Genomic DNA, 23889 nt, shown 5'->3' on the forward strand with positions numbered 1-23889 from the left:
ATCGTGGGCGGCGTATGCCCAGCCCCCACCGGACCCGGAAGCCGCCACCTCAACCGGAGGGGCGTAGCGATCTGAGGCGGCCTATGCCCAACCCCCACCGGACCCGCACCCGCCACCCGAACCGGTGGGGCGTAGCGATCTGAGGCGCTGACCCGGGTCGAGGGACTCAACGGACCGGAGTCTTCACGATCGTCCCGGGCGTCTTTCCGGGCCTGTCCGCCGAGGTTTTGCTTTCCGGGCCGGGTCGGGGGGTCAAGGGTGGAGCGCAGCGCAATCGCCGCAGGCGACGCCCGAAGGGCGCCCTTGACGCCCCGACCCGGCCCGGAAACCCTCGGCAGGCGGACAGGCCCGACCCCGCCCACGCACTCCGACCCCGCCCGACCCCAACCTCGCAAGCCCCACCCCGGGCCCCTCACCCCACCCCGCCCCACCCCGCCCCCGCCCGCGACGGCACAAGCGGAGGCCCGACCGACGCCACGGGTCAGCGATCCGCCGCGAAGAGGTTGGCGATGACCGTACGCGCCAGCGCCGCCGGGTCGTCACCGGTCCGGGCGTCGAGCGCGCCGCTGGTCCACAGGGCGGCGAAACCGTGGACGATCGACCAGGCCGCGAGCTTGGCCTCGGAGTTCGCCTGGCGGGCGGGGCCGGAGGAGGCCAGCGCATCGGCCAGGGCCTGGTCGGCGCGCCGGCGGGCAGCTTCGAGAGCAGGGTCGTGGGGGCGCTGGAGGCCCGGCTGGAACATCACCTCGAAGTGGGCCCGGTGCTCGACGGCGAAGCGGACGTACGCGACACCGGCCTCGGTCAGGTCGGGCCCGGCGGCCCGGACGGCCTCAGCGAGCAGGTCGTAGCCCTGGGCGGCGAGTTCGGTGAGCAGGCCCGCCTTGTCTCCGAAGTGGTGCGCGGGGGCGGCGTGCGAGACGCCGGCGCGCCGGGCGAGGTCGCGCAGACTCAGGGCGGCGGGGCCGGTCTCCTCGATGGCCGCGCAGGCGGCGTCGAGCAGCGCGCTCCTGAGGTTGCCGTGGTGGTAGGGCCGTTCCGTCATGCCCCCACCATAACTTGTCATTGACAAGATAGCCCGCCCAACCCTAACTTGACAGCGTCAAGATGCGAGCAACTCGAGCTGTCCCGTGGAGGTTGTGATGGAGCCCCTGATCGCGCTCGTCGTCGGATTCCTGGCCGCCCGGCTGGCCGGCGTCGCCGGTGTCGACGCCCTGGACGCGTGGCAGCCGTCGCTGCGCGTCGGGGTCGCGCTGATGTTCCTGCTGACCACGTTCGCGCACTTCTTCCCGAAGCTGCGAGCCGAACTGGTGGCGATGGTGCCGCCGGGGCTGCCGCGGCCGGAGCTTCTGGTGACGGTGACCGGCCTGCTCGAACTGGCCGGTGCGGTGGGGGTGCTGATACCGGCGACGGCCGGCTGGGCGGCGGCCGGACTGATCCTGCTGATGCTCGCCATGTTCCCGGCCAACGTCTCGGCCGCCCGGCGGGAGCTGCCCGGGGCCACCCGACTGGGACCGCGCACCGCGCTCCAGGTGGTCTTCGTAGGCGCCACGGCACTCACGATGATCGCCTGACCACCAGCCCACCACCCACGCACCACCCACCACCCACCCACCACCCACGCACCACCCACCACCCACGCACCACCCACCACTCACGCACCACCCACCACCCACCACCCAACCCACCACCCACACACGCACGCACCCCCCACCCGCCACCCATCTCCCACCACCCAACCCCCCACCCACCATCCTCAGAACCCGAGGACGAGCGCCGCGGCCGCCGGGGCGGCGTAGATGATCGGGAAGGCGACGTGCGACCAGCTGCGGGCCTTCAGGACCGTGACGACGGCCCCGGTGAAGTACAGGACGAGACCGACGGCCGCCGCGATGCCGATCGGAGGGACCGCGAGGCCGACCAGGAGGCCCGCCGAGCCGGCCGCCTTTGCGGTGCCGAGCAGGTTCCACCACGAGCGCGGGACGCCGTACTGGACCAGCGGCTCGACGACCCACGCCGCCTTGAGGAAGACCGAGACGGCCGAGAAGCCGGAGAGGAAGGCGGCGACGAGGGTGACGATCTGGGCTCCGGACATGGGGTGCTCCTCACAAAGTCGTTGGCGGTACCGGCCGCGTGCTGATCGGCGGCCGGACACTGCACTGACGGAGCCGGCCGCACGGATGTGACAGCCCACCGACAAGAAATCCGGATCCGGATGAACCCCGACCGCGGATTCGCGGTCTCGTAGGACGCGCAACACGCAACGCCTTACTGCGTGCCCGCGTCCCCGCGTCAGCGCGTCACCGCGTCACCGCGTTGCCGCGTCACCGCGTTGAACGCGTTGCCGCGTTACCGAAATACGGACATACGGAGACCACCCCCCAAATGAACAAGCACCTGACCGGCCGCCGCCTGGCGTCCATAGGCCTGGCGACCGGCGCCGCGCTGGCCCTCATCGGCTCGGCCACGGCCGCGGCCACCGCCGCGCCCGCCGCCCCCGCCGTGCAGAAGCCGGGCGACGGCATCATCGGCGGCAAGGAGCAGGCCGACGGCACGTACCCCTGGATGGCGGCGCTGCTGAGCAAGGGCAAGGCCAGCCCCGTGCAGCGGCAGTTCTGCGGCGGCAGCCTCATCGCCCCGAACGTCGTCCTCACCGCCGCGCACTGCGTCACCGGCGAGAAGCCGAACAAGCTCGAAGTCACGGTCGGCCGCACCGTGCTGTCCAAGAAGAACCAGGGGCAGCTGCGCGACGTCCGCTCCCTGACCGTCCACCCGCGCTACGCCAAGGGCGACGAGGCGTACGACCTGGCGCTCGTCGAGCTGGCGAAGCCGGTCACCGGCATCGCGGCGGTGTCGCTCCCGACGCAGGGCACCGACGCCCTGCTGCGCCCGGGTGCGAAGGCCACGGTCATCGGCTGGGGCAACACCGACACCGAGATCACGCAGTACCCGGACCGGCTGCGCGGCGTGCAGGTGCCGCTGCTGTCGCACGCCGAGTGCAAGGCGACGAACAAGGACTACGACAAGGCCGTCAACGTCTGCGCCGGTGTCGAGGGCAAGGACTCCTGCCAGGGCGACAGCGGCGGCCCGCTGTTCCGCAAGGTCGCCGGGCGCACCTTCCAGATCGGGATCGTGTCGTACGGCGAGGGATGCGCGGAGCAGGGCGCGCCCGGCGTGTACACCTCCACCAGCTCTTCCAAGCTGTGGAAGACGCTGGCCGAGTCGGCCGAGGGCCGCCGGATGCTGCGCCTGCTCGGCCGCTGACAACCACCTGCGAATCTGACGGCCTCTCACGACTACGGAACGAACGGCCACTGGCGGCCGCTGAGGCCACTGACGGCCAGTGACGGCCATCAGGACCGCCGCCTGACCGCCGACGACCGCCGACGAACCGTTCGACCAGCGCCCCGCCACCGCCCGGGGCGGGCCGCCGCCGCATGTGCGCAGCGGCGCCAGCAAACCCGGAAACCCGCAAACCCGCAGTTCGTAGTATCGGGCCCATGGACAAGGAACTGGAGCCGCACCCGAAGCTGGAACTTCTGACGGCCGAGCACGGGCCGGCGGTGCTGGAGTTCGAGCGCGAGAACCGCGCGTACTTCGCGGCGTCGGTGCCCGACCGCGGGGACGCGTACTTCGCGGAGTTCGAGGAGCGCCAGCGCGGGCTGCTGGCGGAGCAGGCAGCGGGCGTGTGCCTGTTCCACGTCGTCGTGGACGACGGCGGTCAGGTGCTGGGGCGGGTCAACCTGGTCGACGTGGAAGAGGGGGAGGCCGAGCTCGGCTACCGGATCGCGCGCACGGCCACCGGGCAGGGGCTGGCGACGGCGGCCGTGCGGGAGGTGCTGCGGCGGGCCCGGGCGGAGTACGGGCTGCGGCGGGTCCGGGCCAGGACGACCCTGGACAACGCCGGGTCGCGGGCCGTCCTGGCGCGCACCGGCTTCGCAGAGACGGCGGAACTGGAAGTGGGCGGGCGGCCGGGGCTGGCGTTCGTACGGGACTTGGGGCCCGCGGCCGCCGAGTGACCTGCCGGTCGGCGCCCCCGCACCCCAGCCCGACCGCACAACCCCCGTCCGCCCCCCCCAGCCCGACCGCACAACCCCCGTCCGCCCCCCAGCCCGACCGCACAACCCCCGTCCGCCCCCCCCAGCCGGACCGCACAACCCCCGTCCGGCCCCGCACCCCAGCCGGACCGCACAACCCCCCTCCGCCCCCCTCAGCCGGACCGCACCGCCTCCGGGTGGAGGGCCGTGGTGGTCAGCGCGTCGTGGTCGTCCCCGTCGAACGAGGACCACAGGGCCCCGGCCACGAGCAGCAGCGCGCCGAAGGCGACGTAGACCGGGCGGCCGCCGAGGTGGTCGAACAGGAACCCGGTGGCGAGGATGGCGGCGGCGCTGACGATCCGGATGACCGCGTCGACGAGACCGTGCCAGGTACCGAGCAGGGCAGCGGGGGCGCGCAGTTGGACGAGGAGCCCGGCCGAGCGCAGGTAGACCGTGAAGCCGAGGCCGAAGACGACCAGGCCGGCGGCGAGGACGGGCTGGAAGCGGCCGAACAGCGCCACGGTCAGGGTGCCGAGGCCGGCGAGGGCCGGCGCCCAGCGCAGGCTGGTCCGGATCCCCTCGGGACCTCCCTTGGCCACCACCAGGCCGCCCAGGACGGCGCCGACGGTGGAGAACGCCAGGAAGGCGCCGGCGCGGGAGGGCGACATGTCCAGCGTCTGCCGCATCAGGGACAGCAGCGACAGGATGACCGTGGAGAGGGCGAGCACGGTCAGGCCGTGGAAGAGCACGAAGCGCCGCCACGCGGAGTGGGTGACCAGGGTCCGGGCGACGGTGCGGCGGGACACGGGCGGGAGGTCGGCGCCCGCTCCGGACTCCGTCGCGGCACCGGGCCGCTCCGCGGCAGCCGGACGGCGGGCGACGACGGCGACGAGCGCGGCGAAGACGGCGAGGGCCAGCACCTGCAGGGCGGCGGCCGCCAGCAGGGCCTTGGAGCCCGGCAGCAGCGCGATGGCGAGGCCGGCCACCACCGGGGAGAGGAGCTCGCAGGCCGACCGGACCGTTCCCCCGATGCCCTGGACGCGGACGAGGGTCGTGGGGTCGAGGATCCTCGGCAGGAGGACGAACAGGGCCATCTCGCCCAGGTGGTGCACGAGGTCGACCGTGGCGGCCGCGAGGACGATCGCCCAGAGGTGGGAGGAAAGGAACGCCGAGCCGAGTCCGATGACCCCGAAGACCGCGATCTTGACGAGGTACGAGGTGACGAGCACGGCCTTCGGGCTCCCCCGGTCCAGGAGCGGGCCGGCCGCGACCGAGGCGACGACCTCGACCCCGTACCCGACGCAGTAGACCAGGCCCACCGTGCTGACGAGGCCGGAGAGGTCGAGGGCGAGGTTGGCGAAGGCGATGTCGTAGATGCCCTCGCTGAGCGAGCGGGCCAGTACGAGGGCGGCGAAGACGCCGAGCAGCAGGGTGAGCCAGCGCGCGTGCCCGACGGCGGAACCGGATCCGACGGTACCGTCGGCGTCGTGGGGGTCGCCGGCGTCTCCGGCGTCGCCGGTGGTCTGCTGAGTGGTGGTGGTCACTGGTAGGCCAGCTCTCGTACGACGTTCTCGGGCAGCGTGCCGCCCGGGGCTTCGAAGGTGGGCGGTAACGCGTCGCCGGGGACCGGGACGAAGAGTTCGGGCAGGCCCGAGCGGGCGTCGTGCACCTCGTACTCGACGCGGTAGTGGAGGGTGCCGGCACCGCGGGCGCGCATCAGCACGCCGGGCTCGACGGTGACGACGGCCCGCGGGTCGCGTGGGAAGGGGAGGACCTGGGCGGCTCCGAAGGTCGGGGAGTCCGCGCGCCGGTCGACGAGCTGCAGTTCCACCTCGGGATTGTCGTACAGCAGGGGCGACAGCTTCAGGGTGAGATGGGGATGGGCGCTGAAATCCAGCGGCCATGCGTCCGAAAGGTCGCACACCATGGTGTCGGCGAGACCGTTGCCGACGTTGGCGCCGATGCCGTACGAGTCGTCGCGGATGGACTGGTACGAACCCACCTCGACGGTGACGGTGGCCAGTTCGGACACGGGCAACTCCGGCCGGTCGCCGGTCAGGTCCCGGTCGATGAAGTAGCGGCGGCGCTCGCCGGCTATCTCGGCCGTCGCGACCACCCCCTGCTCGGTGGCCCCGCCCCGCCAGCTGCGCGACACGGCCTTGGCGACCAGGAACTGTGCGGCCGAGGGCAGTTCGGTGGTGTTGGCGGTGACGGCCGGCCGGGACCGGCGCATCTCCTCGACGGGGTGGGTGGCGTTGTCGTCGAGGGGGTTCCAGGGCGTGGCCGGGTCGGCCGGGGCGTGGAGGGAGTAGTCGTTGCGGGTCGTGACGCCGCCGAGGTGCTCGAACCAGTGGGCGTAGCCCGGCGGGACGGCCAGCACGCACGAGCCGTCGGCCGGGACGTCGATCTCGAGCTTGCGGTCGTACTCCGGGGAGTCCGCGCGGCAGTCGTACAGGTGGACGGTGACCGGGCGGGCGCCGGCCGGGCCGTAGAAGGAGAGCCGGTCGTACTGCCCGAGGTGGATCGCGTACTCCTCGTAGGCGAAGTGCGGGCTGTGGACCATGTAGTGGTACGGCCGGTCGTTCCGCGAGGTGCGGATGCGCCGGGCGCCCGGGAGGCCGGAGCCGGCCGGGGTGGTGCGGGTCCTGCTCATGATCAGCTGGGGTTTCGGCAGTGCGGTCATCGGCCGCCTTCCTTCCTGGATTCGCCCGGGGCGCCCGGGGCGGGTGCGCCGTGGGGTGCACCCGCCCCGCGCGGCTGTGCGGCCCGGACGGGCCTTGCGCGTCGGCGCGGCTCGGGCCTTGCGTGCGACCCGGCTCGGGCCTTGCGTGCGGCCCGCCTCAGGCCGTACGTGCGGCCCAGCTCAGCCGTACATGCGGCCCGCCCCAGGCCGTTCGGCCCGGCTCAGAGCGTGGTGACGACGACGCCCTCGGGCAGGGCGGCCTTGAGCTCCTCGATGTCGCCGAAGGCGCGGGAGGTGATCTCCTCCTCGGTGTCCGCGTCGATCATGGCGGAGGCGATCTTGCCGAGGATGCTCTGGAAGTACTCCGGGGTCTCGAAGTACGGCTCCAGCGCGGAGGTCAGGCTTTCCAGGGCGGCGCGGGCGGCCGGGTCGGTGACGTCGCCCGACATCGCGGCGAGCTCGTTCTTCCAGGCGGTGGTCTCTGCGGTGGTGATGGACATGGCATTTCCTCTCAGTGGGTGAGTGACATCGCCTTGGCCTCCATGCGCGCCAGCGCGTGGAGAGCCGGGCCGGGCAGGTAGCGGTCGCCGTCCTGCTCGGGCCTGCTGGGGCCGGCTTCGCCGGGGTCCGCCGTGGTCAGGTCGCGCCCGAGGGGGTGGTCCAGGTTCCACGGGGACAGGTCCAGGAGCTCCATCTCGGAGCGGACCCAGATACGGCCGGTACCGGTGAACCGGTACCAGGTGCCGGGAGGGACGCGGACGCCGACGGTGGGGTCGCCGAGGCGTACGACGCGGTGCTCGCCGTCCGCCGTCACGACCTCGATGTCGGCCTCCTCGCTGCCCGCCAGCCAGGTGACGGTGCGGCGGGAGTAGGAGTGCCGGGTGAACCGGCCGTCCTGGCCGTCGAGGGCCACCTCGAGCACGTCCGAGGTGCAGCTGTCGGTGGACGGCACGACGGTGAAGGACTCGGGTCCGGTGAGCACGAAGTTGTTGCGCCGGACCAGCCCGTGGTCGTCGGACTGCGGCTCGGCCGCGCGCCAGTCGGGGCGGATCGTCGCGTACGTCGTCCGGCCGCCCACGGAGACCCGGAAGCGGGCGGCGTAGGCGCCCCGGACCTCGGAGTTGGTCCGCTGGGACATGCGCGAGAGCAGGAGGTGGGCGGCGACCGGGAGGCGGTGGCGGTTGGTGCGCACCACGGGGGCGCGCTCGGCCGTGCGCAGGAAGGACACCAGGTCGTTGTCCGGCTCCCAGTCGGGGTTGCGGTCGGCGTACCAGACCGGCTCGTCCCGGGTGACCACGCCGCCGAGGCCGTCGAGGGTGTGGGCGACGCCCTTGGGGATGATCAGGACGCGGTGCGGGGAGACCGCCATGCGGATGGTGATCTCGTCGCCGAGGCGCGGCGAGCCCTCCCGGCAGTCGATCAGGTGGACGGCGATGCGCTGGCCGTCGCCGAAGAAGGTGAGCCGGTCGTCCTGGCCGACGTGGATGCCGTACGTCGAGTACGTGAAGTCCTTCTGGTGGGTGACGTAGTCGGTGATGCCGGGGCCCTCGGAGATGCGGGCGACCCGGACCACACCGGCGGTGGCGCCGCGGTCGGTCACGTTGGCGGTCTCCAGCCGCGTCCCGTCGATCGGGAAGTCCACGGCGGTGACGTCGTCGGGCACTTCGAAGGTACCGATGTGCCGACGGGGGGTGGAGCGGTCGAGGGCGGTGGCGGGCGGGGCCGCGTCTGCGGTCATGGGCATGGCGAAGTCCTCTCGGTGTCACGGGCGGGGGTGGCGGCCGACGCGGCCGTGCATGGTCAGGAGCGGAGTTCGGCACTGGGCACTCGGTACTCGGCGCTTGGCACTCGTCGCTCGGCACTTGGCACTCGGCACTCGGCACTCGGCACTCGGCTCGGACTCGGCACTCGGACTCGGCGCTCGAACTCCTCGCTCAGGTGTCGTCGTCCGACAGGTGCCAGCCGTCCAGGCGAGGGCTCTGTCGGAGGGCGCGCAGACAGGCCTCACGTCCGGCCAGGAGCGCCGTGGCCTCGCAGTCGGCGAGGAGGAACAGCACCAGGTCCACCCGTCCCGGTGCGCTGCGCGCCCACAGGTGCTCGATCCGGTCGGCGGGGGCGAAGGCGGCGGTCAGGAGTTCCTTGATGTCGGGCGGGGCCGGGCGGTCCGGCGGACGGCCGGACAGCCGATACGTGATCATGTACATGGATTCCGCGCCCACGCCGTGGACGGCGCCCCGCATCCCCCGCCGGCCCTCACGCCCCCCGACGGCCGGTATGGGAAGCGACGGGCCTCGCACCCCAGCCGTAGCCGTCGTCGTACGGCGCGACCCGGGGCTGCGGACGGCCCCAGCCGAACCCGTCGCCGGGGACCGCGGCAGCGCGCTGCGGGGCGCCGTGTCCGCCCCCTCCGGCCGGGGCGCCCGGAGCCGCGGCGCTCAGGGCGGAGGCGGTACCGGCCGTCCCCAGGGCCGCGACGAGGGCGGCGGTCGTCACCAGCAGCGCGATCCTGGACATGGCACGGTTTCCTTTCAGGGCAGGGGATTCGAGGTGATCGACCCTGTTCTCACCCGGAGTGCGGGGTGTTGTGGTCGATGCACCAAGACTGACCCGGAGCCGCGGCGGTGTCACGGGTTCCGGGGCGGCGCGAAGGCGCCTGGCGCGTTCGCGACACGACCGCGCGCCGGCCCGGAGACGTCCGCCCGGAGACGTCGGCACGGAGACGTCCACAGGGAGACGTCCGCACGGAGACGTCCGCACGGAGACGTCCGCGACCTCCCCGCCGGGACATCCTCACGGACACCTCCGCAACCTCCCCGCGGAGACGTCCGCGAGAAGACCTCCGCAAGAAGACGACTTGAACGCCCGCGCCGGCTCGGTGAGCCTCGTACCCACCGATGGTCCGGACCGGAGGCGGAGGTCGCACAGGATGCTGGAGTTACTCGGGCTGTCAGCCGATGCCGAGCGCGTCTACCGGGCGGCCCTCCACCACCCGGAACGCGGCGTGGTCGCCCTGACCGCCGTCACCGGGCTCGACGAGCGGGCCGTACGCACCTCGTTGGACGAACTGGCCGCCCTCGCCCTGCTGAAGCCGTCCGACGAGTTCGGCGGGCACATGCGGCCGGTTAGCCCCGAGGTGGGGCTGACCACACTGCTGGCGAGCGCCGAGGCGGAGCTCGCGGAACGCCGCGCGCAGGTGGCGACGGCCCGCGCGCAGATCGCGGCGATCGCCGCCGAGCACAGCAGCACCCGCGCGTCCGACAGCGCCACCCGGCTCGAGGGCATCGACGCCGTCCGGTCCCGCCTCGAAGAGCTCCAGCGGACGACGGAGTTCGAGTGCCTGTCGCTCAACCCGGGCGGCGCCCACCGCCCCGACGCGCGCAGCGCCGCGACCCCCCTCAACGAGCAGGCCCTGCGCCGGGGCGTCACCATCCGCGCGGTCGCCCGCGACAGCTTCCGCAACGACCCCGACACGCTCGCGTACGCGCGCTGGCTCGTCGAGCACGGCGGCCAGCTGCGCACCGTGCCCGTGGTGCCCGTCCAGATGATCGTCGTCGACCGGCGGGTCGCCCTCCTCCCGCTCGACCCGGAGGACCCCCGCCGCGGCGCCCTCGAGGCCCGCAGTCCGGGCGTCCTCGCCGCCCTGCACGCCCTGTTCGAGCAGTGCTGGTCGGCCGGCACCCCGGTGGGCGAGCGGCCGGCGGCCGACGACAACGGCTGCACCCCCGTGGAACGCGCGCTGCTCGCGCTCGTCGCGGACGGCGACACCGACGAGTCGGCGGCCCGGCACCTGGGCGTGTCGCCGCGCACGGTCCAGCGCATGATGGCCAACCTCATGGAGCGCCTCGACGCCGCGAGCAGGTTCCAGGCCGGGGTGATCGCCGTCCGCAGGGGCTGGCTCTGAGGGGTCAGGGGCGCGGCGCGGTGGCCGACTGCGCCCGCCAGCGGGCCCCGATGGTGCGGAGCATGTTCTCGTACACGCCGAGATAGCGGAAGGGCTTGATGCCGGCCATGTACAGGTGACCGAAGAAGCCGTTGGGCCTGACGAGCACGGCGAGCTGGCCGCGGTACCCGCCGGAGCCGTCCGGCACCCAGCCGAGGTGGAGGATGCCGTGCACGGTGCGGTTGGCCATCTCGGCCACCCACTCGTCGTGCGTCTCGTACACGGTGTCGAAGCGGGCGTTGCGCGAGGGCGGCAGGTCCTGGGGGAGCCGTTCCCGCAGGTCCTGCGGGAGCCGGTCGCGCAGGCTGGGCACCCGGGCGCCGAGGCCGGTCTTCGGATCGTCCCAGCCGAACAGCGCCCCGAGCTTCCAGCGGATCGCGAACAGCGCCCGCGCGACCGGGGAGGTGATGAAGCCGTCCTCGGGAGAGCCCGGCGCGGCGGAGCCCGGCGCGCCGGAGCCGCCCTCGACGGACGGCCCACCTGCCGCACCACCCCCACCCGTGAACAGGCCGACCAGCCGCGGGAAGTCGTCGGGTCCGCCCGGGGTGGGCACGGCCCACACGTCCTCGAGCCGGAAGTCGGGTGCGATGGCGTGGATGCGCCAGGGCCGGGAAGTGTGCGCCGTGCTGGGAAGCCTCATGGCGGAACCCCTGTCTATACGGTGGCGTATAGATCTACGATACGACTGTTATACGGCAACGTCTATACGGGTCCGTATGTTCGGTGGATCACAAGGAGAGACGGCATGGGCGTGACCCGTACGCCGCGCGGCGCGTGGATCGAGCAGGGCCTGGAGGCGCTGGCCGCGGCGGGGCCGGAGGCGGTGCGCATCGAGGTGCTCGCGCAGGCGCTCGGCGTGAGCAAGGGCGGCTTCTACGGGTACTTCCGCAACCGGGACGCCCTGCTCACCGAGATGCTCGACACCTGGGAGCGGGAGGCCGCCGAGGCGGTCATCGAGGAGGTCGAGGGCACCGGCGGGGACGCCCGGACCCGACTGGACCGGCTGTTCACCATCACGGCCACCCCCGAGGGGCCGGCCCGGGGCGTGGCGGTCGAGCTGGCGATCCGCGACTGGGCGCGCCGGGACGAGTCCGTGGCCGAGCGGCTGCGCCGGGTCGACAACCGGCGGATGGAGTACCTGCGCTCGCTGTTCGGATCGTTCTGCGAGAGCGCGCAGGAGGTCGAGCTGCGCTGCACGCTGACCTTCGCCCTCCGCCTCGGCGGCCACCTGATCGCGGCGGACCACGGCCCCTTCAGCCGCGCGGAGGTGATGGAGCTGGCCCGCAAGCGGCTACTGGCGTAGCCGCGGGCGGGCGGCGGGATCCGGGCGGACAGGACCGGACGCGTCCGGAGGACCAGGCAGGACCAGGCAGGACCGCACAGGACCGGACGGCTCCGGACAGAACCGGGGAGGGGACGGGACGGGACGGGCAGAAAGCCCGTGGTCAGCCCTTGGCGGGGCGGTACGTGGAGACCTGGACCCCGTGCGGGGAGGTGGTCGTGGAGACCAGCTCAAGGGTGCGCAGGCCGCCGTCCGCGGGGAAGATCGACTTGCCGCCGCCCAGCAGGACCGGCATGTGCATGAGACGCAGTTCGTCCACCAGGCCCTCGGCAAGCAGGGTGCGCACGAGGCTCGGGCTGCCCATGACCAGGAGGTCGCCGCCCTCGGTGCCGTGCAGCTCGCGGAGGCGGGCGACGGCGTCGGCGGCCGGGATGAGGCTGGTGTTCCAGGTCAGGTCGGAGTCGGCGAGGGTGCCGGAGACCACGTACTTGGGCAGGGCGTTCATCCGGTCCGCGAAGGGGTCGCCGGCCCGGCCGGGCCAGGCGCCGGCCATGGTCTGCCAGGTGCGGCGGCCGAAGAGGAGGGCGTCGGCCTTGAACGCGGCCTCGGCGAAGGCACCGCCGACGACCTCCGGGTCGAAGAAGGGGTGGGTCCAGCCGCCGTGGGCGAAGCCGCCGTCGACGTCCTCGTCGGGGCCGCCGGGGGCCTGCACGACGCCGTCCAGGCTGATGAACTCACTGATGACGATGCGCATGTCGGTACGTCCTCTTCCGTCGCCGTGGCCTCGCGGCCCGTCCGCCCGTTGCCGTTACGCCTGTGTAGACCGGCACGGGCCCGGAGAATCATCGCCCGGAAGAAGATCTATCCGTGTGATCTGGGCCACATGTGCGTGGAGCCCCCCGCGGGTGCGGCGCGGGGGGCTCCGGGGCCGGCCCTCGGGGGGCCGGTGGCGCGTACGCGGGCCCGGGGGCGCCGGGACCGCGTACGCCGCATCCGGGTGCCTCGGGGCAGGCACCCGGAGCGGGTACGCCCGTCAGGGCGCGGCCGGTGGTCCGTCCTGGCCCGCGGGGGCGCGCAGGCCGTCCAGACCGGCGGGGGTGTGGGCCAGGCCGCTGGGGGCGAGCCAGTCGAACGGGGCGTAGACCGCGGGACCGAGGCCGATGCCCTCGGCGATCTGCTCGCGCAGCCGGTTGGAGGCGAAGCTGCCGATGACGTGCATCTGGGCGTCCCGGTAGTGGCGTTCGACCTCGTGGCCGGGGGTCAGGCCGGCGGCACCGTGGATCTGGACGGCACGGCCGGTCACCTCGACCGCCATCTCGGTGGCGTAGACCTTGAGCATGCCGATGAGGTCGCGGGCCGAGCGGCCGGCGGCGCGCTCGCTCGTGCAGCGGACGGCGAGCAGCCGGGCGGCGTCGATCTGGGCGCGGGACTCGGCGAGTTGGGCCTGTACGCCCTCCATGTGGGCCAGCGGGCGGCCGAAGGAGACGCGCTGCTGGGCGTGGCGCACGGAGGCCGCGAGGGCGTTCTCGGCAAGGGCGACGGCGCCGATCGAGTTCTTGAGCCAGCCCCAGGCCATGCCCTCGGAGAGTTCCTCGAACGGCACCGGCAGCACGTCGGCGGCGGCCACGTGGGCGTCGTTGAAGACCATGCCGCCCCAGGGCATGGCCCGCAGTCCCATGCGCGGGATGTCGTAGCGGTGCACGCCGGGCTGGTGGAGGTCGACGAAGGCCAGGCACCATTCTGGACCGTCGTCGCCCAGCGGCCGCTCCCGGCGGGACAGGACGACCGCCACGTCCGCGTCCGGGGCGTTGGTGATGCGGGACTTCTCGCCCGTGATCACGAAGCTGCCGTCGGACCGGCCGGGGGCCGGACGGACGGTGGTGCGGAAGGTGCCGGCGTCGCTGCCCGCGGCGTTCTCGACGACGCCGAACGCGGCGAGCTTCTCGCCGGAGAGCAGCGCGGCGAGGAGCGGGGCGTGGGCACCGCGGGGGTCGCCGTAGGTGGTGATCAGCTTGCCGCAGAGCAGGGCGGAGACGCTGGCGGCCCAGTACGTTCCGGGGCAGGCCCGGGCCAGGGCCTCCATCGCGGCGGCCATGGCGGGGCCGTCGGCGCCGGTACCGCCGAACTCCGGCGGGTGGAACAGCCGGAGGTACCCGCTGTCGACCAGGTCCTGCCAGTTCTCGGCGGGTATCCGGCCGGTGGCGTCGGTGGCCGCGGCGCGGGCGGCGATGCCGGGGAACGCGACCGTACCGGCGGAGCCGGTCGTGGTGCCGGTACCGGTGGCGGTGGCTGCGGCGGTGGCGGCGAGGGCGTCGTTGACGAGGGTGCTGTGGGTGTCGCTGATGGTGCCGGAGCTGCCGGGGCTGCCGGGGCTGTCAGGGCCGTCAGTGCTTCCGGTGCTGTCGGTGCTGTCGGTGCCGTGGGCGTCGGTCGCGGCCTCGTGTGCCGCGCCGTTCGCGTACGTGGTGGTGGCGGTCATGGCGTGGTCCTGTCAGCCGAGTCCGAGGAGGGAAGCCGCGATCACGGGGCGGAGCACCTCGGTGCCGCCGCCGGTGCCGGCGAAGAACAGCGCGTCGCGGTGGGCCCGTTCGACGAGCCGGTCGCCGTCGTCGGCGAGCGGCCCGGCCAGCCGGGCCGCGCCCTCGGCGACGGTACGGGCGGCCGCGGCCACGAACAGGCGGGCGGCCGCCGCGTCCTGGGGCGACGGGCGGCCGCCGGCGTCGAACTGCGCCGCGGCACGGTAGAGCAGGCCTTCGGCCAGCTCGCAGCGGGTGGCCAGGTCCGCGAGGGTGAAGCGGGCGGACTGGGCGTGGGTCAGCGGCCGGCCGAACAGCTCCCGCTCGCGGGCGGTGTCGACGGCGTCGCGGGTCAGGGCGCGCATGACGCCCAGCCAGGGTGCGCTCGTGAAGACCCAGTCGAGTGCGGCGAGCAGAGGCTCGACCTCGGCGACGGCGCCGCCGGGGGTGCCGAGCACGGCGGCGGACGGAACGAAGCAGTCGGTGAGGACGAGGCGGCCCCACGGGCACGTGGGCATGGCGGTCCGGGCGTCCGCCTCGACGTGCAGGCCGGGCGTGGCGCGGTCGAGCACGAAGGCGGTGCGCCGGCCGTCCTGGTGGGCGGCGAGCACGAGGAAGTGGTGGGCCCGGGGGCCGAGCGCGACCAGGTCGAGGGTGCCGGAGAGCAGCCAGCCGTCGCGGGCGTGCGGGGCCGGCCAGGCGGTGACGGCGGGGGCGAGGGAGCCGCCCTGGGTCTGCCGCAGGGAGAGGCCGCCGAGCCATTCGCCGGACGCCATGCGGGGCAGGTAGCGCTCGCGCTGCCCGGGGCTGCCGAAGGCCCGCAGGGGCACGGTGGCCAGGACGGCGTGCACGCCGAGGGCGAGCGTGAGGCCCGGGTCGCGGGCGCCCTCGCCCAGACCGTGCAGCAGGGCGCAGGTCTCGGAGGCGGACAGGCCCGCACCGCCGAGGGACGCGGGGACGAGGGCCCCGGCGGGCGGGGGTACGACGGCCGGGGCGTCCGGAGCGGCGCCCACCGCCACACCGGCACCCACCGCCGCACCGGCACCCACCGCCGCACCGGCACCCACGGCCGCACCGGCACCGGCACCGGCGACTGCACCGAAGCCCGCGACCCGACCGTCCGCCGTCGCGGCGGCCAGGTCGGCGAACAGCCGCGCGTCCCACCGGCCTTCGCGGTCGCGGTCCGCGGCGGTGGGGCGGGCCACCCGGTCGGCGAGCTCCCGGGCCGCCTCGGCCGGCGACGGCCGGCCGGAGTCGGGGGAATGCGGAAACACCGTCGGGCCTCCTCTCTCTCCCTTTCGGGTCCGTTCCGTGGCCACCGCGGACGTGCGGTGGGCCACCCCGAGGATTTCGAGAAAGGGAAATACGGCAAAGTGAATTCGCACAGCCGCACGGAGAATTCACACGGCTCACGGTGACTCACATTTCCGCACAGTCCTTGACAGTCTTCTGACATGCCAGCCGTTGTCTCGTCACCGCAGGTCACAGCAAGATGTGTGACGGCTCGCTCCGGATGAAGGAGAGAAGGCAATGGCATTAGCAGAGCACGGGGGCGGCATTCCGAAAATGCTTCCCCACCTGTCCGACGCGACCCTGCGGGACTCCGCCCACATGGCCGGCGTGGAGTTCGGCCCCCGGGACGCCGCCGTCATCGCCGACCTGCTGGTGAAGACCGGGATCGACCTGGTCGAGGTGGGCATGGTGTCCGGCCCGGGCTCCAAGGACGCCGACCTGATCGACGCGGTCCACGAGACCGTGGGCCCCGAGCGGAGCATGACCCTGGTCGTCGTGCGCGACCGCCAGCAGGTCGCCACGGCCCTCGACGAGGCCGAGCGGCTGGGCGTGCGCCACGTCATGTACTCCATCCCCACCTCCGAGCAGCACGCGAAGCTCAAGCTCGGCTCGCCGAGCGCGAAGTTCCTGGAGGCACTGGCCCGCTCCGCGATCGGGCAGGCCAAGGACCGCGGCTTCCACGTCACGTTCAGCGGCGAGGACGGCGCGCGCACGCCCAGGGAGCGCCTGGTCCCCTACGTGACCGCGGGCTTCGCGGCGGGTGCGGACCGGTTCCGGCTCGCGGAGACCGTCGCGTACCTCTCCCCCTGGCAGATGGAGGAGGTGATCGCCGACCTCACGGCGATCGACGGCTCCGAGATCGAGATCCACTCGCACAACATGCTGGGCATGGCCGTGGCCAACTCGCTGGCCGCGCTGCGGGCCGGCGCGAAGTGGATCTCGGTGACGGTCGGCGGCATCGGCGAGCGCGGCGGCAACGCGCCGCTGGCCGAGCTGCTCACCTCGCTGCGCGTGATCCACGGCGACACCCGGTTCGACCTCTCGCACCTCACCGAGCTGTCCCGGGTCGCGCTGCGCGGAGCGGGGCTCGGCGAGGCCTTCCAGTCGGGGCCGACCACCCCGCACGCCTTCGCGTACGAGCTGCCGGGGCAGCTCACGCACCCCGAGGCGTACGAGACCCTGCCGGCGGAGCTGGTCGGCAACTCCCGGGAGCTGCTGGTGCGCACCCGTCTGACGCCCGCGCTCGTGAAGTGGGCGCTGGCCGACTCGGGCGTCTTCGTCGACGTCGACCTGTTCACGCCGTGGCTCGTCGAGCGGCAGGAGCGCGAGGGGCGCCCGCTGCTCGACCGGGACGCGATCCGCAAGGCCGCCATCGACTTCCAGGCCGCCTGAGCACGCCGCACCGCCTTCCGCAGCACCCTCCCCGCCCCACACCTGTACCTCGCTTCCCCACCCCACACCCGAACCCCGCTTCCCCGCCCCCGCACTCCGCACCGCCCTCCCTCCCCACCCCCCACACCCGAACGCCCCTGCCCCACCCCGCATGTCCGTACCGCCTTCCCCACCCCCCACCCCCACCCCTTCCGACATCGCCGTACGACAAACGGAGTTGCCACATGTCCACCGCCACCCTCACCGGCGTCTGCCCCGAGTGCGAGACCGACCTGACCGTCCCCCCGGTCGTCCAGGGCGAGACGTTCTCCTGCCCCGAGTGCATGCTCACGCTCCGCGTCGAGGACGTCGAGGAAGGCCGGCTGAGCCTGTCCATGGTCGAGGTCCAGCTGCGTGACTGGGGCCAGTGAGATGGCCGAGACCGCCAAGAAGGTCGTCACGAAGGTCGTGAAGAAGGTCAGGAAGGTCGCCATCGTCGCGGACCGGATCGCCTGGGAGGAGCGCGAGCTGATCCGGTCCGGCCCCGAGCACGGGCTGGACGTCGAGTGGGTCAACGACGAGTCCCTGTGCCTGGGCCACCCGGACGCCCCGTCCGTCAAGGACTACGACGCCCTGCTGGTCCGCAGCCGCAGCTACACCCGCGGCGGCCTGATCGCCTCGCTCGCCGAGGCGTCCGGGGCCCTGGTGCTCAACACCGCCGGCGCCATCCAGGCCTGCGAGAACAAGGCGGCGCTGCGCACCGTGCTGCGCACCGCCGGCGTGCCGGTGCCGGACTTCCGGCTGGTGCTGTCCCGCAAGGACTTCACCGAGGCGCTCGGCGAGATACCCGTGCCCGTCGTCCTCAAGCCGGTCTTCGGCGGCATGGGCAAGCGGGTCACCCTGATCCGCGACACCGACACCGCGCAGTCCGTGTACGACTACGTCGAGGACCTCGGGCACGCCTTCGAGCAGGCCTGCCTCGTGGAGCCGTACCTGGGCGGCGGCACCTCGGTGCGCTGCCTGGTCGTCGGCCGCGAGCTGGTCGGGGCCGCCGAGTTCGCCAGCGGCGGCACCGACTGGCGCAACAACGCCGCGCTGGGCAACAGCAGCCGCGCCGTCGCGCACGACCCCGACGTCGTCAAGATCGTCGACGGGGTGGTGGACGTCCTGGGCCCCGGCATCTACGGGGTCGACCTCTTCCGCACGCCCGAGGGCTTCGTGGTCAACGAGGTCAACCACGCGCCCGGCTTCCGGGCCGTGGCCTCGGCCACCGGCGCGGACGTCCCGACGGCCGTCGTCCGCCACGTCCAGGAGCTGCTCGCATGATCCGTGCCGGAATCGTCGGCGCCTCCGGGCTCGCCGGCGGCGAACTCATCAGACTGATCACCCAGCATCCCGACCTGGAGCTGACCTTCCTCGGCGGCTCCTCCAACATCGGCCGCCGGGTCTCCGAGATGCACCCCGGCCTGCGGCTGGACTTCGGGGGCCTGACGGTCCGGCCGGTCACGGAGGAAACCGCCGACGCGGTCGCCGACCAGGTCGACGTCCTGTTCCTGTCCACCCCGGCGCCGGTCTCGGCGGACCTGGCGGCGCTGTTCGCCGACAAGGTGCCCGCGGTCATCGACCTCAGCGGCGCGTTCCGGATCCGCACCCCGGAACTGCACGACCGCTGGTACCCGAAGGTCAGCCGGCGTCCCGACCTCGTCGACCGCTTCGTGTACGGCGTACCGGAGCTGGTCGGCGACCGGTTCTCCGGCGCCCCGCTGATCTCGCTGCCCGGCTGCTACGCCACCTCCATGACCCTGGGGCTGGCGCCGCTGACCCTGGGCCTGGGGCTGGACCTCAGGACCGTCGTGGTGGACGGCAAGTCCGGCTCCAGCGGCGGCGGCCTGAGCCTGCGCACGGCGGACCTGCACCCGCTGCGCAACGGGGCGATCGCCCCGTACGCGCCGACCGGGCACCGGCACGCCGGTGAGGTCCGCGACTTCCTGGAGCGCGGCCGGCCCGGCTCGATCGGGACGCTGAGCATGTCGGCGTACGGCGTCTCGCACGTCCGCGGCCTGATGACCAGCAGCTACGTGTTCACGGACGACCGGGTCGAACTGCGCGAGCTGCAGCGGGCGTACCTGCGCTTCTACAAGAACAACCGGTTCGTGCGGGTGCGCCGCAACACCGAGACGCTCATCCCGGTGCCCGACCCGCAGGCGGTCCTGGGCTCCAACTACTGCGACGTGACGGTCCTGTACGACGAGGAGGACGGCCGCATCGTCGTGCTGTCCGCCCTCGACAACCTGGTCAAGGGAGCCGCGGGGCAGGCCGTGCAGGCCGCCAACCTGCGGTTCGAGCTGCCCGAGGAGACGGGCCTGACGATGCAGCCGGTGATGCCCGTATGAGCGAGACCCTGACCCGCCCCGACACGAACCTGGCGACGCTGGAGCGGACCGCACCGACCGTGGTCAAGCTCGGCGGCAGCTGCCTCGACGCCCTCGCCGACGGCTGGTGGGACGACCTGGCCCGGCACGGGCACGAGCAGCCGCTCGTCCTCGTGCACGGCTGGTCCAAGCCCCTCAAGCGGCTCCACCCGCGCTACAGCGAGCCGTCGGCCGTCCTGCGCGACCGGTACGGCAACCAGAGCCGGTGGACCACGCCCGAGGTCATCGCGGACATCAAGACCGTCAGCGCCGGCATGGCCGAGGACGTCTTCGCGCGGCTGGAGCGGCGCGGCATCGCGGCCGAGCGGCTGCTGGGCAGCGAGGGCCTGGTGTTCGCCGGCGAGGGCGAGCGCTGGTGGTGGCGCGACAAGCAGCTGGTCGAACTGGAGAACCTGGTCGGCCCGATCACCGGCGTGGACCCGACGGCGCTGAAGAACACCCAGCCCGGCCACGCCTACCTCGTCACCCCGCTCGCCAGGAACGCCGTCGGCCAGGAGGTCAACACCGACGCCGACCGGGCCGCGGCCGCCCTCGCCGGCGCCACCGGCGCCCGGGACCTGGTCCTGGTCACGGACGTGGCCCACCTGCTCATCGACGGCGAGCCGGTGCGCGAGATCACCGCCGAGGCGGCGGCCGCGTTCCGCGACAAGGGCGCCACCGGCGGCATGCGCAAGAAGCTGCGCGCCGCGGGCGAGGCCCTGGAGCGGGGCGTGGAGCGGGTGGTCATCGGCAGCGCGCCCGTCTCGGACCTGCTCGCCGGCCGCACCGGCACCGTCATCACGCGAAGCTGAGGAGTGGAGAGACCGTGGCGAAACCCCGCGTACTCGTCGTCAACAACGGGACCCTGTCCCTGAAACAGCTGCGCACCCGCTTCGAGGAACTGGGCTCGGACACCGATGCGGTCGACGCGGCGTCCGTACCGGCCTCGCTCGGCGGCCGCTACCAGGCGATCGTGCTGAGCGGCACCAAGGTGCGGGCCTACGACACCGACTACTACCGGCCGCTGATCGACCTGGTCATGGGCTCCGACGTGCCGGTGTACGGCATCTGCGGCGGCATGCAGATCATCGCCGTGGCCAACGGCGGCCGGCTGGCGGAGGGGCCGCAGCGGGTGGGCGGCTACGACGCCGAGGTCGACAAGACCGAGCCGCTGTTCACGTACGTCAAACCGACCGTGACCCTCTTCCACCGGCACACCCTGTACCTGCAGGAGGCCCCCGCGGGCTTCCGCTCCATCGGCCGCTCCGAGCACGCGCCCGTGGAGTTCCTGAGCTCGGACGACGGCCGGATCCTCGGCTCCCAGGCACACGTGGAGTTCCGCCGGGACGGCCTGGAGGTCCTGCGCGGCTTCGCCCAGCTCTACCAGTGACCGCCGGCCGCCCAACCCACACACGTACACACGTACCGAAGGACTTGACCATGAGTGCAGTGGAAGACACGCACGAACCCGCGTTCACCGTGCACCTGAACGGCAGCGGCGGGCCCCTCAAGGGCTGGGTGGTGGTCGACTCGCTCGTCGACGGCCTGGCCATGGGCGGTACGCGCATGACGACGGCGGTCTCCGAGGAGGAGGTGGCCGGCCTGGCGCACGACATGACGCAGAAGTTCACCCTGGCGGGGCTGCGCATCGGCGGTGCCAAGGCCGGCATCGTCGCCGACGCCTCCAACTCCGGGGGCGAGGGCCGGGTGGAGACGTTCCGCACCTTCGGCCGCACCGTCAAGCCGCTGCTGCACGGCGGCATCCACCTCGGCATCGACATGGGCGTCACCCCGGCCGACCGGGCGGTGTTCTTCGACACGGCCGGCTACGACCCGCGGTTCCGGCGCGGCGCCCCCGACATGCCGATCGACTGGCGCACGTACTACGAGCCGCTGATCGACTGCACCGGCCACGGCGTCGGGGTGGCCGCGCTCACCGCCCTGGAGGCGGGCGGCCGCGGCGGCCCGGCCCGGGTCGTGGTGCAGGGCTTCGGCGCGGTGGGCCGGGCGGTGGCCCGGTTCCTGGAGGACCGCGGGCACGTGATCGTCGGCATCGCCGACGTGCAGGGCACCCTCAGCGCCGACCGGCTGCCGGTGGCCGACCTGGTCGACATCACGGACGGCTTCGGCCGCATCGACCACTCCCGGCTCCCGGACGGCGTCACGGTCTCCACCGAGCCGGACGCCTGGCTGGACGTGGACGCCGACCTGCTGGTGCTGGCGGCGCAGAAGCACGCGCTGACCGCCGAGAACGCGCACCGGCTCAAGGCCGGCCTGGTGGTGGAGGGCGCGAACATCGCCTCCACCGATGAGGCCAGGGAGAAGGCGGCCGCCGCCGGGATCGCCCTGGTCCCGGGCGTCATCGCCAACATCGGCGGGGCCGCCTCGGCCGCGCTGGCGGTCACCCGGGTCGTGCCCTTCGAGCTGGCGGCGGAGGCCCGCAAGGCCTGGGTGTTCGACTGGGTCGGCGACAAGGTCCGGCAGAACACCCGCGCCCTGCTGGAGATCGCCGCGGCCACGGCCGGCAACCCGCTGCCCGAACTGCTGGCCACCCGTCGTGGGGAACTGCTGCGATGACCACGACGACGACCTCCATCCTGGCCGCCTCCTCGGCCGCCGACCGCATGGCCGAGTACCGGCGTCGCGGCTGGTGGCGCGACGAGACCTTCCTCGACGACCTGCGCCGGCAGTCCCGCGAGCGGCCCCGCAAGCTGGCCGTCGCCGGGCGGCGCCTGGACGAGGCCCGCACCGACACCCTCGACTACGCCGAACTGTCCCGGCTCACCGACCGGTTCGCCGGAGCGCTGCTGGAGCTGGACGTGCAGCGGGGCGACGTGGTCGCCGTACAGCTGCCCAACCGGTGGGAGATGGTGCCGCTGATGTTCGCCTGCATGGCGGTCGGCGCCGTGATCTGCCCGATCGCGCCGGTCTGCCAGGAGGACGAGCTGCGCCACCGGCTCTCCCTCACCGAGGCGAAGGTGTGCGTCACCGTGCCGGAGTGGGAGGGCTACCCGCTGGCCGGGACGGTCGCCGGGCTGCGCGACGAGCTGCCGCTGGAGCATCTGGTGGTGCTCGACGGCCAGACGCCCGAGGGCGCGGTCGACTTCCAGCAGCACTTCGTCTCCGTGCACTGGGAGAAGACCCGGGCGGCGGACCTGGAGGGTCGTCAGCTGCGGCCGGACGAGCCGTTCGTGGTGCTGTTCACCTCGGGTACGACCGGCTTCTCCAAGGGCGTGGTGCACAGCCAGAACACCGTGCACTCGGGCGTGCGCGGGTACGTGGACACCTTCCTGCTCCGCGAGGACCTCGTGGTCGCCGTCACCACCCCCCTGGTGCACTACTCCGGCTTCGGCCAGGGCGTGCTCGCCGGGGTGATGCTCGGCGGCACGGTCGCCTTCCAGGACGGCCCCGACTTCGCGGGCCTGCTGGACCTGATCGAGCGGTACGGCGCCACGCTGCTCTACGGGCCCCCGCCGACCCTTTCGGGCGTGGCGCAGGCGCAGCAGGTCGACCCGCACGACGTCTCCAGCCTGCGGCACACCGTCACGGGCGCGGCACCGGTCCTCCAGGAGCTGGTGGACGAACTGCGCACGACCTTCGGCGCCCGCACGTACTCGGTGTGGGGCATGTCGGAGTTCGGGCCGGTCACCATCAGCCGGCTGGACTACAACCAGGACTGGGCGGCGCACAGCCACGGCCGGCCGATCGACTCCATGGAGATCCGCATCGACGTGTGCCACGACCCCACGAAGCGGGCCCCGGTGGGCCGGCTGCGGGCGCGCGGCGCGTCGCAGGCGCTCGGCTACTTCAGGCAGCAGGAGGCCTTCGACTCCGAGCTGACCGAGGACGGCTGGTTCGACACCGGCGACGTGGCGCGCGAGGACGGCCGCGGCGGCATCCGGATCCTGGGGCGGTCCCGGGACACGGTCCTGCGCGACGGGATCGTGGTCCCGATGGCCGAGCTGGAGGCGATCATCTCCCGGCACCCGAAGGTCACCGAGGCCGCGCTGGTGGGGCCGACCGGGCAGGTGGACGACCCCATCCTGGCCGTGGCCGTACCGCGCGGCGGGCGCCGGCCCTCGCTCCAGGAGATCCGGGCGCACCTGCGCGACCACGGGCAGGACCCGCGGTTCTTCCCGGAGCGGCTCGAGGTCGTGGACGCGCTGCCCAAGACCCTGACGGGCAAGGTCCGCAAGGTCGAGCTCAGGGAGCTGTACGCGGGCTGAGCCCGGCCCCGCTCCGGGCACCGCGCCCGCGTGGCGCGGGCCCGCCCGGGAGCGGCCCGCGGCCGGTCCGGCCCTCCCCCGCGGGAGCGGCCGGCCGCCGCGGGGCCGCTCCCGCACCCCGGACACCGGGGGG

General features: G+C 73.4%; 25 protein-coding genes. 13 read left to right on the plus strand and 12 right to left on the minus strand.

The window, feature by feature from the left end; genetic code table 11:
• Nucleotides 1–481: 481 nt before the first annotated feature.
• On the minus strand, nt 482–1042 hold the full coding sequence (locus IF43_RS0117055; protein WP_030200813.1) for a TetR/AcrR family transcriptional regulator: 561 nt from the start codon (nt 1040–1042) through the stop codon (nt 482–484).
• Nucleotides 1043–1139: 97 nt separating this feature from the next.
• Between IF43_RS0117055 and IF43_RS0117060 the strand changes: the two genes are divergently transcribed.
• A complete protein-coding gene (locus tag IF43_RS0117060; protein ID WP_030200816.1) occupies nt 1140–1571 on the plus strand; it encodes a DoxX family protein in 432 nt (143 codons plus the stop codon).
• Nucleotides 1572–1753: 182 nt separating this feature from the next.
• On the opposite strand, the gene IF43_RS0117065 is transcribed toward IF43_RS0117060, so the two are convergent.
• Nucleotides 1754–2092: a DoxX family protein gene (locus tag IF43_RS0117065; protein WP_030200819.1), complete on the minus strand. Its 339-nt coding sequence runs from the start codon at nt 2090–2092 to the stop codon at nt 1754–1756.
• 290 nt (nt 2093–2382) lie between these two features.
• Here IF43_RS0117065 and IF43_RS0117070 point away from each other — a divergent pair, with 290 nt between their 5' ends.
• Together IF43_RS0117070 and IF43_RS0117075 are read left to right on the plus strand one after the other, a co-directional pair.
• A complete protein-coding gene (locus IF43_RS0117070) occupies nt 2383–3261 on the plus strand; it encodes a serine protease (protein ID WP_030200821.1) in 879 nt (292 codons plus the stop codon).
• A gap of 236 nt (nt 3262–3497) precedes the next feature.
• Nucleotides 3498–4016 carry a GNAT family N-acetyltransferase gene (locus IF43_RS0117075; RefSeq protein ID WP_030200822.1) on the plus strand — a complete coding sequence of 173 codons (519 nt, stop codon included), beginning with the start codon at nt 3498–3500 and terminating at the stop codon, nt 4014–4016.
• Nucleotides 4017–4207: 191 nt separating this feature from the next.
• On the opposite strand, the gene IF43_RS0117080 is transcribed toward IF43_RS0117075, so the two are convergent.
• From IF43_RS0117080 to IF43_RS0117105, 6 genes are all read right to left on the minus strand, one after another.
• Complete coding sequence (locus tag IF43_RS0117080; RefSeq protein WP_030200823.1) at nt 4208–5578, minus strand: MFS transporter; 1371 nt, start codon at nt 5576–5578, stop codon at nt 4208–4210.
• On the minus strand, nt 5575–6717 hold the full coding sequence (locus IF43_RS0117085; protein WP_030200824.1) for a hypothetical protein: 1143 nt from the start codon (nt 6715–6717) through the stop codon (nt 5575–5577). Before IF43_RS0117085 ends, IF43_RS0117080 begins: the two co-directional genes overlap by 4 nt.
• A 221-nt stretch (nt 6718–6938) precedes the next feature.
• Entirely contained in the window at nt 6939–7217 is a 279-nt protein-coding gene (locus IF43_RS0117090; protein ID WP_030200827.1) for a hypothetical protein, read from the minus strand.
• Nucleotides 7218–7228: 11 nt separating this feature from the next.
• The gene (locus tag IF43_RS41660) at nt 7229–8461 is read right to left on the minus strand and encodes a hypothetical protein (protein ID WP_051795500.1); all 1233 of its coding nucleotides are present in this window, start codon (nt 8459–8461) and stop codon (nt 7229–7231) included.
• A 190-nt stretch (nt 8462–8651) separates the two neighbouring features.
• Nucleotides 8652–8915, minus strand: coding sequence for a hypothetical protein (locus IF43_RS0117100; RefSeq protein WP_158939371.1), 264 nt, complete (start codon nt 8913–8915; stop codon nt 8652–8654).
• Nucleotides 8916–8970: 55 nt separating this feature from the next.
• Nucleotides 8971–9231 carry a hypothetical protein gene (locus tag IF43_RS0117105; protein ID WP_030200835.1) on the minus strand — a complete coding sequence of 87 codons (261 nt, stop codon included), beginning with the start codon at nt 9229–9231 and terminating at the stop codon, nt 8971–8973.
• Between the two features lie 412 nt (nt 9232–9643).
• On the opposite strand from IF43_RS0117105, the gene IF43_RS0117110 reads away from it, so the two are divergent.
• Nucleotides 9644–10618 (plus strand): helix-turn-helix transcriptional regulator, encoded by a 975-nt coding sequence (locus IF43_RS0117110; RefSeq protein ID WP_030200836.1) that lies wholly within the window; start codon nt 9644–9646, stop codon nt 10616–10618.
• A gap of 4 nt (nt 10619–10622) precedes the next feature.
• Here the strand turns inward: IF43_RS0117110 and IF43_RS0117115 are convergent, their stop codons facing one another.
• Nucleotides 10623–11297: a DUF2867 domain-containing protein gene (locus IF43_RS0117115; RefSeq protein ID WP_030200837.1), complete on the minus strand. Its 675-nt coding sequence runs from the start codon at nt 11295–11297 to the stop codon at nt 10623–10625.
• A 105-nt stretch (nt 11298–11402) separates the two neighbouring features.
• On the opposite strand from IF43_RS0117115, the gene IF43_RS0117120 reads away from it, so the two are divergent.
• Nucleotides 11403–11960, plus strand: coding sequence for a TetR/AcrR family transcriptional regulator (locus IF43_RS0117120; RefSeq protein ID WP_030200840.1), 558 nt, complete (start codon nt 11403–11405; stop codon nt 11958–11960).
• Nucleotides 11961–12102: 142 nt separating this feature from the next.
• On the opposite strand, the gene IF43_RS0117125 is transcribed toward IF43_RS0117120, so the two are convergent.
• From IF43_RS0117125 to IF43_RS0117135, 3 genes are all read right to left on the minus strand, one after another.
• Nucleotides 12103–12693, minus strand: a complete 591-nt coding sequence (locus tag IF43_RS0117125; protein WP_030200842.1) for a dihydrofolate reductase family protein — start codon at nt 12691–12693, stop codon at nt 12103–12105.
• Between the two features lie 279 nt (nt 12694–12972).
• On the minus strand, nt 12973–14418 hold the full coding sequence (locus IF43_RS0117130) for an acyl-CoA dehydrogenase family protein (protein ID WP_030200843.1): 1446 nt from the start codon (nt 14416–14418) through the stop codon (nt 12973–12975).
• Between the two features lie 12 nt (nt 14419–14430).
• Complete coding sequence (locus tag IF43_RS0117135; protein WP_030200844.1) at nt 14431–15729, minus strand: acyl-CoA dehydrogenase family protein; 1299 nt, start codon at nt 15727–15729, stop codon at nt 14431–14433.
• A 292-nt stretch (nt 15730–16021) separates the two neighbouring features.
• On the opposite strand from IF43_RS0117135, the gene IF43_RS0117140 reads away from it, so the two are divergent.
• From IF43_RS0117140 to IF43_RS0117175, 8 genes are all read left to right on the plus strand, one after another.
• Nucleotides 16022–17140 carry an isopropylmalate synthase gene (locus IF43_RS0117140; protein WP_051795502.1) on the plus strand — a complete coding sequence of 373 codons (1119 nt, stop codon included), beginning with the start codon at nt 16022–16024 and terminating at the stop codon, nt 17138–17140.
• 224 nt (nt 17141–17364) lie between these two features.
• Nucleotides 17365–17550, plus strand: coding sequence for a hypothetical protein (locus tag IF43_RS0117145; protein ID WP_030200846.1), 186 nt, complete (start codon nt 17365–17367; stop codon nt 17548–17550).
• Between the two features lie 37 nt (nt 17551–17587).
• The gene (locus tag IF43_RS0117150; RefSeq protein ID WP_030200847.1) at nt 17588–18445 is read left to right on the plus strand and encodes a RimK family alpha-L-glutamate ligase; all 858 of its coding nucleotides are present in this window, start codon (nt 17588–17590) and stop codon (nt 18443–18445) included.
• Nucleotides 18442–19512 carry an N-acetyl-gamma-glutamyl-phosphate reductase gene (argC, locus tag IF43_RS0117155; protein ID WP_030200849.1) on the plus strand — a complete coding sequence of 357 codons (1071 nt, stop codon included), beginning with the start codon at nt 18442–18444 and terminating at the stop codon, nt 19510–19512. The genes IF43_RS0117150 and argC overlap by 4 nt, the downstream gene beginning before the upstream one ends.
• Nucleotides 19509–20342: a hypothetical protein gene (locus IF43_RS0117160; RefSeq protein ID WP_051795506.1), complete on the plus strand. Its 834-nt coding sequence runs from the start codon at nt 19509–19511 to the stop codon at nt 20340–20342. The genes argC and IF43_RS0117160 overlap by 4 nt, the downstream gene beginning before the upstream one ends.
• A gap of 14 nt (nt 20343–20356) precedes the next feature.
• Nucleotides 20357–20920, plus strand: coding sequence for a type 1 glutamine amidotransferase (locus IF43_RS0117165; RefSeq protein ID WP_030200862.1), 564 nt, complete (start codon nt 20357–20359; stop codon nt 20918–20920).
• 50 nt (nt 20921–20970) lie between these two features.
• Nucleotides 20971–22107 (plus strand): Glu/Leu/Phe/Val dehydrogenase dimerization domain-containing protein, encoded by a 1137-nt coding sequence (locus tag IF43_RS0117170; protein ID WP_051795508.1) that lies wholly within the window; start codon nt 20971–20973, stop codon nt 22105–22107.
• On the plus strand, nt 22104–23756 hold the full coding sequence (locus IF43_RS0117175) for an AMP-binding protein (RefSeq protein ID WP_030200869.1): 1653 nt from the start codon (nt 22104–22106) through the stop codon (nt 23754–23756). Before IF43_RS0117170 ends, IF43_RS0117175 begins: the two co-directional genes overlap by 4 nt.
• The last annotated feature ends 133 nt before the right edge of the window (nt 23757–23889 follow it).

The sequence above is a fragment of the Streptomyces sp. NRRL S-87 genome (genome assembly GCF_000719335.1).
Lineage (GTDB): Bacteria > Actinomycetota > Actinomycetes > Streptomycetales > Streptomycetaceae > Streptomyces.